The sequence below is a fragment of the Enterococcus sp. SMC-9 genome, assembly GCF_021011285.1.
Lineage (GTDB): Bacteria > Bacillota > Bacilli > Lactobacillales > Enterococcaceae > Enterococcus_C > Enterococcus_C montenegrensis.
Window position 1 is genome coordinate 216960 of sequence record NZ_JAILYE010000003.1, and the last position, 13057, is coordinate 230016.

At 37.1% G+C, this 13057-nt stretch carries 11 protein-coding genes and 1 riboswitch; of the genes, 1 reads left to right on the forward strand and 10 read right to left on the reverse strand.

Features of this window, described 5'->3' with window-relative positions:
• Positions 1 to 3: 3 nt before the first annotated feature.
• The 10 genes from K4422_RS05760 to ftcD all read right to left on the reverse strand — a co-directional run bounded on the left by K4422_RS05760 (position 4) and on the right by ftcD (position 11034).
• Entirely contained in the window at positions 4 to 786 is a 783-nt protein-coding gene (locus K4422_RS05760; protein WP_206903070.1) for a sulfite exporter TauE/SafE family protein, read from the reverse strand.
• A 280-nt stretch (positions 787 to 1066) separates the two neighbouring features.
• Positions 1067 to 2389, reverse strand: coding sequence for a bifunctional folylpolyglutamate synthase/dihydrofolate synthase (locus K4422_RS05765; protein ID WP_206903016.1), 1323 nt, complete (start codon positions 2387 to 2389; stop codon positions 1067 to 1069).
• Between the two features lie 43 nt (positions 2390 to 2432).
• A complete protein-coding gene (locus K4422_RS05770) occupies positions 2433 to 2954 on the reverse strand; it encodes a folate family ECF transporter S component (protein WP_206903069.1) in 522 nt (173 codons plus the stop codon).
• A 47-nt stretch (positions 2955 to 3001) separates the two neighbouring features.
• A riboswitch (THF riboswitch) is annotated at positions 3002 to 3098 on the reverse strand.
• Entirely contained in the window at positions 3089 to 3685 is a 597-nt protein-coding gene (locus K4422_RS05775; RefSeq protein WP_230709708.1) for a HutD family protein, read from the reverse strand. It overlaps the preceding riboswitch by 10 nt.
• A 21-nt stretch (positions 3686 to 3706) precedes the next feature.
• Positions 3707 to 4582 (reverse strand): YitT family protein, encoded by an 876-nt coding sequence (locus tag K4422_RS05780; RefSeq protein ID WP_206903014.1) that lies wholly within the window; start codon positions 4580 to 4582, stop codon positions 3707 to 3709.
• A gap of 80 nt (positions 4583 to 4662) precedes the next feature.
• Positions 4663 to 6246, reverse strand: coding sequence for a histidine ammonia-lyase (hutH, locus tag K4422_RS05785; protein WP_230709710.1), 1584 nt, complete (start codon positions 6244 to 6246; stop codon positions 4663 to 4665).
• A 57-nt stretch (positions 6247 to 6303) separates the two neighbouring features.
• Positions 6304 to 7671, reverse strand: coding sequence for an APC family permease (locus K4422_RS05790; protein WP_230709712.1), 1368 nt, complete (start codon positions 7669 to 7671; stop codon positions 6304 to 6306).
• 121 nt (positions 7672 to 7792) lie between these two features.
• Complete coding sequence (locus K4422_RS05795) at positions 7793 to 9460, reverse strand: formate--tetrahydrofolate ligase (RefSeq protein WP_206903012.1); 1668 nt, start codon at positions 9458 to 9460, stop codon at positions 7793 to 7795.
• Between the two features lie 37 nt (positions 9461 to 9497).
• Positions 9498 to 10124 carry a cyclodeaminase/cyclohydrolase family protein gene (locus K4422_RS05800; protein WP_230709714.1) on the reverse strand — a complete coding sequence of 209 codons (627 nt, stop codon included), beginning with the start codon at positions 10122 to 10124 and terminating at the stop codon, positions 9498 to 9500.
• A 10-nt stretch (positions 10125 to 10134) separates the two neighbouring features.
• Positions 10135 to 11034, reverse strand: a complete 900-nt coding sequence (gene ftcD, locus K4422_RS05805) for a glutamate formimidoyltransferase (RefSeq protein WP_206903010.1) — start codon at positions 11032 to 11034, stop codon at positions 10135 to 10137.
• 626 nt (positions 11035 to 11660) lie between these two features.
• Between ftcD and glmL the strand changes: the two genes are divergently transcribed.
• A complete protein-coding gene (gene glmL / locus K4422_RS05810; RefSeq protein ID WP_230709716.1) occupies positions 11661 to 13049 on the forward strand; it encodes a methylaspartate mutase accessory protein GlmL in 1389 nt (462 codons plus the stop codon).
• The last annotated feature ends 8 nt before the right edge of the window (positions 13050 to 13057 follow it).

Below are 13057 nucleotides of genomic sequence, written 5' to 3' on the forward strand. Positions count from 1 at the left end.
AGATTATTCCACCACAATCTGCCAGCCGTTATATAAATTGATTAAGAGTACCACTACAATCAAGCTTTGAAAAACGAGAGTGACTTTTTTGGCAGAAAGGATATTACTTAATTGACTCCCTAAAACTCCCCCTAAAATAGCAGCAGGAATCACATAAAAAAGCATACTCAAATCAAAGCGCCCAAAACCAGTGGCAAAAGCAATCGTGACAAGTTTTGCCAATTGGGAAAAGAAGATTGTCGTAATCGAGTATAGGGTTGCTTGTTTGATTGGCATGGAAAATAGCAGCATCAGTAACGACACATTGATTGGGCCGCCGCCAATTCCTAATAAACTAGCCAAAAAACCCAGCACTAAACCAGCTATGACATACCATTTTCCTTCTTTTAAACGGTAATGTTTCCAGTCAAAACAAGAGTACAATAAAGCAAAAATCAGCGTGACAAGCGTCAGCGCAATTTGAATTAATTTAACAGAAGACTCCTCTGCAAAAAGTGCGAGTAACAACTCAAAAGCCAAGTTGCCTAAAATCCCCCCCACGATGGAACCTGCTGCCACATAACCCGCTAGATGAAAATTTATCTCACTTCCTTTTTTCACCTGCCGCCAAGTAGAAACAAAGCTCATAACAAAAATTGCCACTGTCGCATAAAAAGAAATTGTTGCCACCGAATGGGCCCCAATTAAATCTAAAATCGGTTTGATCAAAACGCCGCCGCCCATACCAGAAACCGCGCCAATCGTATTGGCTAAAACAATCACCACAAAATAAATAATCCCAATCAGCATAAAAAAATCCTTTCTTTAAACCTAGCTCGTGCGTCAAACAAAATGTGTGAAACTACACTTTTAATACATAATATAATTTTAAAAACGCCTCACTAAAATTGTACAAAAGAATGGGAAAAATGACTATGTAAATGCTAAAGCCAACTAGAGATATTTTTTATTGCACTGTAAACTTGTAAAACTTTCTTATTGCTTTGCGTTCCTTTTTATCCAAAAAAAAGCTTTAAGACAAAATTTACGTTTGCTTTTGTCTTAAAGCTTTCCCAAACATATCGTGTTAAGAATAAACAGCTTGTTCTACCTGTTTATTCTTAAAAAAATCTCTTACTTGTGCCACAAAATAAAGAGAACCTGTAATAAACAAAGTATCTGCTGGAGTCATTTTTGTTATTATTTCTTGTATTGCGCGTTGCCAATCTGGATAATAAGTTATCTGCTTATCTCCGTGGTTAAAACTACTGCCCATCTTTAATGCATTGGGATACGCAAAGGTCGTCAATGCCAGCTCTGCCTGTGAGATAGATTGAATCTCATTTAGCATCTCCTTAATATTTTTTGTTGTAAGTGCCGAAAACAAAATGTATTTTTTTCCGTACTGGAACTCTTCGTTAACCGTTTTGACAAATTGCTTTACAGCGTGGGGATTATGGGCCCCATCAATAATAATATTCGGCGTTGTACTAATTCGTTCCATCCGCCCCGGCCATAGCGCGTGATCTAGCCCTTTTATAATCGTTTTTTTATTTACAAATCTTCCTTGTTGCTGACAATATAACAAGAATAGTTGAATTGCAACAGCGGCATTTTCCACCTGATATTTTCCCAATAACGGAACTCTCAAGTTAGTAAAATAGTAATCTTCATTTTGAAAATGAAAGTTCTCGCCTTGTAAGTTATCACTTGAAACATACTGAACTTGATAAGACTTTCCTTGTCTAAATAAATCAGCTTTTTGTCTAAGAGAAGTTTGGTAGATTACCTGCAGGGGACCAGAAGCAATATTTCCCGTTACAATGGGGACACCTCGTTTTATAATACCCGCTTTTTGCTTGGCAATCGCTTCTTCTGTCTCCCCTAAAATATCAGTATGATCTAAGCCGATTGTAGTAATGGCCGTCAAAATTGGCGTAAAAACATTTGTACTATCCATTAAACCCCCAATGCCCACTTCAAAAATTGCGACATCCACACGCTCTTTGAAGTAATCAAAAGCCATCGCCGTCAAAATTTCAAATTCTGTTATTCCCTGGTAAGAAGGACAGCCATCCATCTGTTCTATATACGGTCGGAATTTATTGGCTAACTTAACAAAATCATCCGCTGATATTGCTTGTCCATTAATTGAAATTCTTTCGTAAAAGCTTTCAATATACGGTGACGTGAAAGTCCCGACTTTAATGTCTTGTGTTTCTAATAGACAGCGTAAATACGTAACCGTAGAACCTTTCCCATTTGTTCCAGCAATGTGAATTCCTATGACATTTTTTTCAGGATTGCCACTTAAATTCAGCAATTTCTTAATTCGTATCAGTCCTGGGCGTGAACCAAATTTTTTACGAGAATGAATCCATTCTATCGCTTCTTCTCCAGTTTCAAACATTAAAAATCATCTCCACATCTGATAAACAACCTTAAAATTGCGCTTATACCATACTTTTTGCGAAACGTTTAAAAGGAAGTGCATTTCCAAAAAATACAATTAATCCCGTTTGGACAGGTAGCATAATAACCGCTTTAAGCAAACGTATCCCCCAAAGTTTAGCATCCGTTAAAGGTATACCATACATCATAGATAACCAAATCGGTGTTAAGCACAAGCTAATTAATAATGTATTGCACAACACACATAAAAAAGCATTTTTAACTGTAATGGGCTTTTTATAAAAAAAGTAACCATATATTAAACCCGCAATAAAAGAATTCAAGGTAAAACCAATAAAAAAAGGGGCCTTTCCTAGTATCGTATTACCAATAATATCTGCAATTGAAGCACCTACAGCTGTCCAAAAAGGACCAAATAAACTTGCCATGACAACTTCAGGAATAAAATCAAAGGTAATTTTTAACAGTTGTGTTTCAAAACCGAGTATTTGCGACAATACTACCATTAGACCAATTAATAACCCCATTGTTGCAATAAAATGTGCATCTATTTTCTTCTTTATCATTTTCCGTGCATCTCCTTAAATAGAGCTGCTACATAATTTATTCATGCAGCGAATGCGAAGATAGAATCGTGAATACGCTTCTTCGTCCAAAAGGCAACATCCCATCCTTTTGACACTTAACGCTCTATCTCCTACTCTGTTTTTTTCTTTTTTATCTGCGTCAAAATAGCCGTCTTTTCTACCATTAAAGACTTTTTTTGCGCTATTATTTGTATCTGCTCAAACTGTTCTTGCCTGATAAGAAGTGTTTCACCTTTTTGTAATAAAATTTCTTGCTTTTTGCTCCGAGCAATCAGTCTCACCTTAATATCTTGGAGAGCAGATAAAATATTTTCTCCCTCGATAATCAAATCCTGCGCTGCACCATTTTGCAATAGCGTTACCCAAACATGATTATTCTTCTTAAAAATCACATTAAAATCTTGGCATTTACCTAGACTCTTCATCGCGACATCTCCGTCAAAGCGATAAGGTGCAAAAGGTGCAAGTTCTATAACGTTATTTTTTTGCTGCAACGAAATAGGTTTGTCTAAAGACAGAATAATTCGCTCATACCCGGTAAAATTTGAAAAATTAGATGGTGAGTCCGTAACAGTCGCTGTTGAAATGCGATAATCAAAATCTCGTTGTGCCAAGCTACTTGCTGCCGGCGCAATTAAAATTTCGGTAGTAACGCCCCCTGCCCATTTCGTCGTAAAATAATCTTTTTTTAACTTCTTTTCTAACACTTTGAGACTACCTCCAACAGCTTACACAATGTCCAATTCTTCAAACTGACTAAGAATTTTAATATCTTGGGCTACACTGACAAATGCCCGGTTATCTACTTCTTTCATAATCTGATCCAAAATTTCCATTTCATAAGTCGTAATAACTAAAATCAAAATTGTTTGTGTTTCTTGATTATAGGCGCCTAATGCATGAGGGATGATGGTAATCCCACGGCTGAGTTTCTTTTGCAAGGCTGGAATTACTTCATTTGGTTTTTGCGTGATAATTGTCACTTGGACTTTTTTATGCTTCACATAAACTAAATCTGTCACTTTCCCGCTTACAAAAATTGATAGTACACTATAAAAAGCATACGGCCAGCCAAATAAGTAGCCAGCAATTAAGACGATAATGCCATTTATAATAATAGAAATAACACCAATGCTGCGACCGGTTATTTGCCGAATGGTAATAATAAGTGCATCCATACCACCCGTTGAAAGCCCATATTTTAAAGCCAACCCTAGTGAAAAACCATTAATCGCGCCACCAAATATTGCACAAATAATAGGATCTGTTGTCAATGTCGTGCTTGGAACAATGTGAATAGCAAAGGAAGCCACCGTTACACAAATAATCGTATACAACACAAATTTTCGATTGATTTTAAACCAAGCAAGAATAAACATGGGGACATTCAATAAATAGTAGATAATAGAAATAGGCAAAGCAATGTGACGGCTCGAAAATATAGTTGCTAGAATTTGAGCAATCCCAGTTAGCCCGCCTGCATAAATATTCCCTGGCTGCCAAAAAATATTTAGCGCCAAGGAATATAAGAAGGCATAAATAAGGATAACTGTTAATTTTGTCACCATTTCTTGCCAGACTTCTTTTCTTTTGAAATGTGTCATGACTTACTTAACATCCTTTTTTATGAGGTGAACGATCTTATCACTAATGCAATATTGCAAATCAATTTAGAAAAACTGATTTAATTAAACTGCAAATCTAATACAACATTTTTTTCAACTTCTTTTAAGAAATCTCCAGCCTCTAAAACGGTTGTTGCTTTATTCAATTCATCATACATTTCAATATCTTTATCATGTTCGATAAAAGATACATTACGTCTAAAAGCATCATAGGCTACTTGGGTTCCTTTGCCCAATCCATGCTGATAACCTTTAATATCCAACGCTTGGCAAGCTGCCATAATCTCAGTCGCTACCACACGACGTGAGTTTTTCACTATTTCTAATGCTGTTCGTGCAGCTGTTGTCCCCATGCTGACAAAGTCTTCTTGATTTTCACAAGATGGAATTGAGTCTACACTTGCCGGATGCGCCAATATTTTATTTTCAGAAACTAATGAAGCACATGCATATTGTGTAATCATAAAGCCAGAATTTAAACCTGGATATTTTACTAGAAAAGATGGTAATTTACTTAACTGTCGATTGACTAGCCGCTCAACCCGTCTTTCTGAAACATTTCCAATTTCAGCTGCTGCAATTCCTAAGAAATCAAATGGTTGTGCTAGTGGCTCCCCATGGAAATTCCCACCTGAAATTACTTCACCACTACGCGTAATAATTGGATTGTCGGTCACAGAATTAATTTCAATTTCTACTTTTTCTTTCACATAGGCAATCGAGTCTTTACTAGCACCGTGAATTTGTGGCATGCAACGCAAAGTATATGGATCTTGCACATGATCTGGCGTTGCCTCTGTGATATATTGACTATCTTCAATCAAACGGCGAATATTACGGGCCGTCGCTAGTTGTCCGCTTTGAGGACGAATTGTATGCAAATCTTCTTCAAATGGACTAGAAATCCCATCATGAACCTCTAAAGAAAGTGCGCCGGCAATATCTGAGAGTTTCAATAATTCAATAGCATCATAAGTTGCTAAAGCACCGACTGCATTCAACACGGTCGTACCGTTAATAAACGCTAGGCCTTCTTTAGCACTTAGTTGAATAATTTGTAAACCTGCTTTTTCCATTGCTTCTTTACCAGGGTATAAAACTCCTTCGTAGTATGCTTTTCCCAGACCTAATAATGGTAAAACCATATGAGCCAATGGTGCCAAATCGCCAGAAGCTCCCAATGAACCTTTTTCTGGGATATGCGGATGTACTCCGGCATTTAACATAGCTAGCAGACTTTCAACTGTACTTAAGCGAATGCCAGAATAACCTTTGATTAAGGAGTTAACCCGAATTAACATGATGGCGCGTACAATATCTTCAGAAAATGGTTCACCATAACCAGAAGAGTGAGTCCGAATCAAATTTTCTTGTAGCTGCACTGTATCTTCTTTAGAGATGCTGACATTACATAATGACCCAAAGCCTGTATTGACCCCATAGACAACTCGTCTTTCTTCTACTATTTTGTCAACGATTTTACGGGATGCAATAACCGCTTCTTTGGCACTTTCTGCGATTTCACAACGCACGTGGTGACGGGCTACTGCTACAACATCTTCTAAGGTTAAACTAGCTCCATCCAAAATAATTACAGCTGATCTATCAAAATCTTGTTTTTGATCTTTAACTAAGGTTTTCATAATTTTCCCTCACTTTTTAATCTCTCTCATTCGCAATACAGCTTATAAGAGACAAACTTAATTCGCTTGTTTCATTTTATTTTTGTTCAAAATGACATATAAAATACTTGCCACAATTACACCGATAACACCGGCAACCAAGTTGATTGGATTTGCAGCTGCTACCATCCAAATACTAACAATAATCGAAATAATTGGTATGACTGGGCCAAATGGTAACTTGAAGGCTGGGACATTTTCCATATCTTTTTTTCTTAACCAAATAACTGCCAATGCAGTGGGAATGTATTGGAAGAATCGAAAAACAACTGATAATTCTGCTAGCTGTTCAAAAGATCCACTCAATAAAAAGGCAATTGTTAACAATCCAGAAAAGATAATGGCAATAATCGGCGCATTCTTTTTATTTTTTTTCGCAATAACTTTTGGTAAAAGACCTTCATCTGCAATGGAAGCACCATAACGAGGTATCATCAACGAATCCCCCATATTTAATCCTGCTATGGAAATTAAAGCTCCGATAGAGATGATCCACTTACCCGCAGGACCAATCATTTTAACAAAGGCATCTTGAACGGGTGCATTACTTTGTAAAATACCTGTTCCAAGCATGGCAATGGTGCCAGCGATAATCATGAAATAAAGTAGTGACACGATACTAATGGAACCAATAATAGCTTTGGGTACATTCTTTTTAGCATTTCGCATTTCACCAGCAACGACTGGTAAGGCTTCAAACCCGATAAAAGCATAAAAGACTGTAAGTGATGTTGAAGCCATCGCTTTTGATAACGTTAAGTCTGGGTTTAGTTGTAAAAATGGTGTAAAGTTGCCCCCATTAATACCGCTTTTAATAAAGAAAATTGCAATTAGTGTAAAGGCAATAATCGGAATCAATTTTGCGATGGTAATTACAATTGTAAAAATTTTTGAAGTTTTAATACCCATGCTGTTAATAACGGATAAGAAAATAACCAAACAAATACTAATTAGTGTATTTTGCCCCTCTAAAGCAGGAAAAGTTTGAATCAATAACTTAGCAAAACCCGCTGCCATGGCAGCCCAAGCGATAATTGTAACAAACCAACCTAAAACTCCTACGTTAAACCCGATAAAATCACCAAAGGCGGTTTTTGAATACTGAAAGGCGCCGCCGTTTTTATTAAAATAACCAGCAACTTCGGCAAAGCAAACCGCTAACATCAAAACTAAAACAGCATCTAACAGCATGGCCACTAAAGAAGCCGGGCCTAAATCTTGATAGATCGTTCGGGGTAATAGGAAAATTCCTGAACCAATAACAGCATTAATGCCGTATAAGGTTGCGCCTCCCAAACTAAATTTGGCGTTCTCGTTTTCTGCCAGTTCTGCTGAATCAATGTCTTTGACATCTGATACCTCTGGGATTTCCACATCTTTTTGCATAATATTCACCTCTTATTTTGTATTTTTTAAAAGCGCTTTCAATGTTTTGGAAATTGAACTACTTTCTAAAAGATAATTTGATATAGGGAGATTTTTTATCTCCCTATATCTTTTTAATCCATTAAAATAGACCGGTAATATTCCCTTTTTCATCAACATCAATTCGTTCAGCCGCAGGAGATTTTGGTAACCCTGGCATTGTCATAACCGCACCCGTAAGCGCGACGATGAAACCCGCGCCGGCAGATACTTTTAAATTTCGGATTGTTACTGTAAAGTCTGTTGGCGCCCCCAACAACGTTGCATCATCAGAAAATGAGTACTGTGTCTTTGCCATACAAATGGGATAATTCCCAAAACCAAGACGTTCTAACTCTTTTAGTTCTTTTTTTGCGCTTGGTGTCAAGTCTACCTTCTTACCACCATAAACTTTCTGAACAATTTTATTTAATTTTTCTTCAATTGAATCGTCTAAATCATAAACATAGCTAAAGTTGTTGGGTTCTTCGGCCAAAGCAACAACTTTTTCAGCCAACGCCTTACCACCAGCACTCCCTTTGCCCCATACATCAGATAAAACGACTGCAACACCTAATTTTTCACATGCTTCTTCAACCGCCGCGACTTCTTCTAATGTATCTGTTGGAAATTTATTAATTGCTACAACTGTTGGCATGCCATAAACTTCTGTAATATTTTCTAAATGCTTGGCCAAATTCGGGATACCTGCAATAACCGCCGCGACATTTTCTGTTCCCAATTCACTTTTTTTAACGCCGCCGTGCATTTTCAAAGCACGAATTGTGGCTACCAATACGACTGCATCTGGCTTTAAGTTGGCCAAGCGACATTTAATGTCAATGAATTTTTCTGCTCCAAGATCAGCTCCAAAACCCGCTTCTGTTACAGCGTAATCAGCATATTTTAGTGCTAATTTTGTCGCCAATACGCTATTACAGCCATGAGCGATATTGGCAAAGGGGCCGCCATGGATGAAAGCTGGTGCGTGTTCCAAAGTTTGAACAATATTCGGTTGAATCGCATCTTTTAATAATGCGGTCAATGCGCCCTCTGCTTTTAAATCTCCGGCTGTAATCGGCTCACCTTCAAAATTATAAGCAACAATAATATTGCGTAGTTTATTTTTCAAATCAGTTATATCATTGGCTAAGCATAAAATTGCCATAATTTCAGAAGCCACTGTAATATCATAACCATCTTCCCGTGGAACACCGTTGACACGTCCTTGCAGACCATTAACGATGTGCCGTAATTGCCTGTCATTCATATCGACAACTCGTTTCCACGTAATCTTACGAGAATCAATCTGCAAGACATTGCCTTGATGAATATGATTATCTAATAACGCCGCTAATAAATTATTTGCCGCACCAATAGCATGAAAATCTCCTGTAAAATGTAAGTTAATATCCTCCATTGGGACAACTTGTGCATAGCCACCACCAGCTGCACCACCTTTTACGCCAAATACAGGCCCTAATGAAGGCTCACGTAGCGCAATGACAGCTTTTTTCCCAATTGCTGTGAGGGCATCTACTAAGCCAACTGACGTCGTAGTTTTACCTTCTCCAGCCGGTGTTGGTGTAATAGCCGTGACCAAAATCAATTTCCCGTTATCTTTACCGTCTAAATCTTTAATATTATTAATTTTGGCTTTATATTTGCCATACAAAGATAAATCTTCTTTGTTAATTCCAATAGATTCTGCAATCTCTTCGATTGGTTTCATTGTGACTGAATTTGCAATCTCGATATCTGATAAGACCATGTAGCAAACTTCCTTTCTTCAAACAAAATTTAAACCGTTAAATGATTTCAATAATTTTTTGATAAATGTCATCAGCGATTTTATTTCCTTGTTTTACTAGTTTTTCCCCATTTTTTCGGTATTTTAAGACAAAAGCATCATCTTCAATGCTTGAAAGATTAATCAAAACATTTAACCAAGCCCCTTGGAGTGCTGCTTTCAAATTTAGTGCAGCAACGCCTAGATCACTTGCAGCATTGCTATTGGATTTACCAATAGCTCCTTGTGTAAGTTCTAAGGCTGTAACAATTTTTTCCATCAGATTAAACGGTGTAACTGCGGCTCCTTGCAAGGCTTTTTGGAGTGCTCTGCGACGCTCTTTTTTTTCTTCTTCACTACTTTTTGGCATTTCAAAAACGGCTGAAACTTGATTGAAGGCCGCAGTATCTTCATCAATAGCGACGAGTAATTCCGCTTGCAAATCAGCTGCTTTTTGTTGTAAATTTTTCATTTCAGTTTCAAAATCAGCATATTTCTTCTTACCAATCGTCAGTTCTGCCACCATTTTTGTTAGTGCAATTCCTTGGGCAGCCGCTAAAGCAGAAGCAGAGCCACCTCCGGGAGCTGGTGCATCAGAACCAAGGACGTTAACAAATTCTTTTAACTGCATATCAACGAGTTTCATAATAATCCTCCTAATTCAACAAATGGTTCTCTAAAACTTGTTTGTCATAATCAAATTCTTCAATTTGCAAATAGTACTCCGCACAGTCGATCAACGCTTTTGCTGGTGTCAAACCAATAACTTCACTTCCGATAATCGAAACGCCGTAACGTTTGGCCTCAAACCGAATCGTTTCAAAAGCACGGTATAACGGTGTTCCTTCAAAGTTCACCATATTCATAGAAACTTGCGCAATATTGCGTCCTTCCAGCATAACTCCGATTCCTTTACAATATTTCCAACCACCAGAAGAACCGCGCACAATTTTTGCAATCTTATTGGCAATTTCAATATTATCGGTGTCTAGGTTAACGTTAAAGGCAACCAGCGGCATTCTTGCCCCTACGGCAGTAACTCCAGCAGTAGGATGGATTTTACGTTCTCCAAAATCAGGTGCCCATTGCTCTTCTAATAATTTTTCTGGCATCTTTTCAAATTGTCCTTTACGAACCTTAGCCAAATTTTTTCGTTCTGGAGTTGTCGCAGAATCTTCATACAAGAAAATAGGAATTTGCAATTCATCATTAATTCGTTTGGCAACATTTTTTGAAATAGCAATACATTCAGCCATGGTGACATCTTTAATTGGGACAAAAGGTACAACATCAGTTGCTCCCATCCGTGGATGTTCGCCATGGTGTTTTGTCATATCAATATTTTCACTGGCATATTTTACCAATTGAAAAGCAACTTCTTGAATCCCGTCTTCATCGCCAACTAAAGTAAAGACGCTTCGGTTATGAGAAGAGTCAGAAGAATAATCCAATAACGTAACCCCTTTTACATTTTTAGCGATCTTAACTAAGCCCTCAATTATAGTTTGGTTTCTCCCTTCACTAAAATTTGGAATACACTCGATTAATTTTGCCATCGTAAAACACTCCTTCTTAAATTTGAACTTGGTTTCGTTCAGTTTTTATTTTGTTACTTTACTCTTTCATGCATTTTTTTACACATGTTATTTTTCTTAGCAGATATTCTTAACATGCGCTCCTTTGTTACCGCTTCCATCAGCCAAAATCAGCTTATCACTCTTTCAAAACGGTTGCAAATGCCCTTAAAATCAGCTTTTTATAATTTTTTCATAAAACCTACAACTGTTTTTTTAAGTAAAAATCGATAATCAATCTATTGATTTTATTTGTCATTTTTTTCATTTGACCTTTTTTTGACTATATTTTTTAAAATAAAATTACCTTGTTAGAAAACCTGTACCAAAACAGATAGAAAACAAGATAATATTTTGGATTATAGCTAATGATTTCTGCGTTTTAAAAAATCGTTCTTTATAAACCAAGAGGACATTATGCCAATGGGTTAAATCCTCTTTAAAAAAATGATGGGAAATAAAAATTGAATATTTAAATGAGAAATCATTTTTGACGTTTAATAGTCGAAGTGTTTCGTTTTTTATAAATAAAGATTAAAAAAAACTAATTATTCTCCTGAAATTTTTTCTATTTATAACAGAATTTATCAAAAAAAGAGGTGCTAAATTTGCAAAAACTTGCTTTATTAATTGACTTTGGGAGTACTTACACAAAACTAACCCTAGTTAATCCGATTGAGGCAGTAATTGTAGCGACACTAAAACTGCCTACTAGTAGCCAAGAAGGGCTTTATCTGTGCTATAAAAAAGGGAAGGAAAAGTTACTTAATAAAATAGGGGAAAAAAATCAACTACCTGTAGAAGAATACTTTTGTTCATCTGCTTGGGGAGGATTCAAAATGGTGGCGATTGGTTTAACAGAAAGCCTAACTACCGAAGCAGCCAAAAGAGCCGCATTAGGTGCAGGTAGCCGGATTTTAAAAACATATTGTTACCGTCTGACTTTAGATCAAATCACTGAAATTTATCAGCTAAAGCCCGATGTTATCTTGCTAACTGGGGGATGCAACGGGGGTAATCTGGAAATCATCTGTTATAATGCGTGCTTACTTGCACAATTACCTTCAGATATTGCAATTATCGTAGCCGGAAATGAAGCTGCCACTGCTCAACTTAGTGCTACTTTCAAAAACAGGGCAAATGTCTTCTATACTGAAAACGTTATGCCCCAAATAAATATGTTAAATCCTGACCCTGTACGTAAAATTGTACAAAAGGTTTTTTTGAAAAAAATTATTCATTCAAAAGGGCTGAACCAGGTTGCTCCTTATAGTAATAAACCTGTTATTCCAACACCGACAGCCGTTTTAACTGCTGCAAAACTATTGAAGGAAGGAACAAAAACCTGTTCAGGACTAGGAGATTTAATAATCGTAGATATTGGTGGTGCAACAACAGATGTCCATTCAGTCGGTTCTGGTCTCTTTCAATCTGACGATGTATTTTTTGAAGGCTTAGCTGAACCATATTTAAAAAGAACTGTCGAAGGTGATCTTGGTATGCGCTCTTCAGCTGAAAGTTTGTTGGAACAGCTTTTAAGCAGCTCTGAAATAAAAGAAGATTTACTGCCTGAAAATATATCTGCTTTAAGATCGGCTTGCCACTATCGCTGTACTCATCCAACCTTTGTTCCAAAAACAAAAATAGAAATTGATTTTGATCAATTTCTTGCTGAGGCTAGTATGACATTTGCCTTAAAGCGGCACGCGGGTGTGAAAAGAGCAGTTCAAACACCAACGCGGACGCTGTATTATCAAAAAGGAAAAAATCTTCAACATTTCAACACCATTATTGCCACTGGTGGTGTTGTCGTTCACAGTCAACACCCTGAAGAAATCGTAAAAAATGAGCTTTTGCCAGTAGATGATGCATTGCTACCGATCAATCCAAAAAGGTATGTTGACCAAGATTATCTTTTATCGGCAATGGGGCTTTTAAGTCAAAAATATCCGGAAGCGGCGCTGACTATCTTAAAAAAAAGTTTACGCCGCCTTTGATCCTGCCT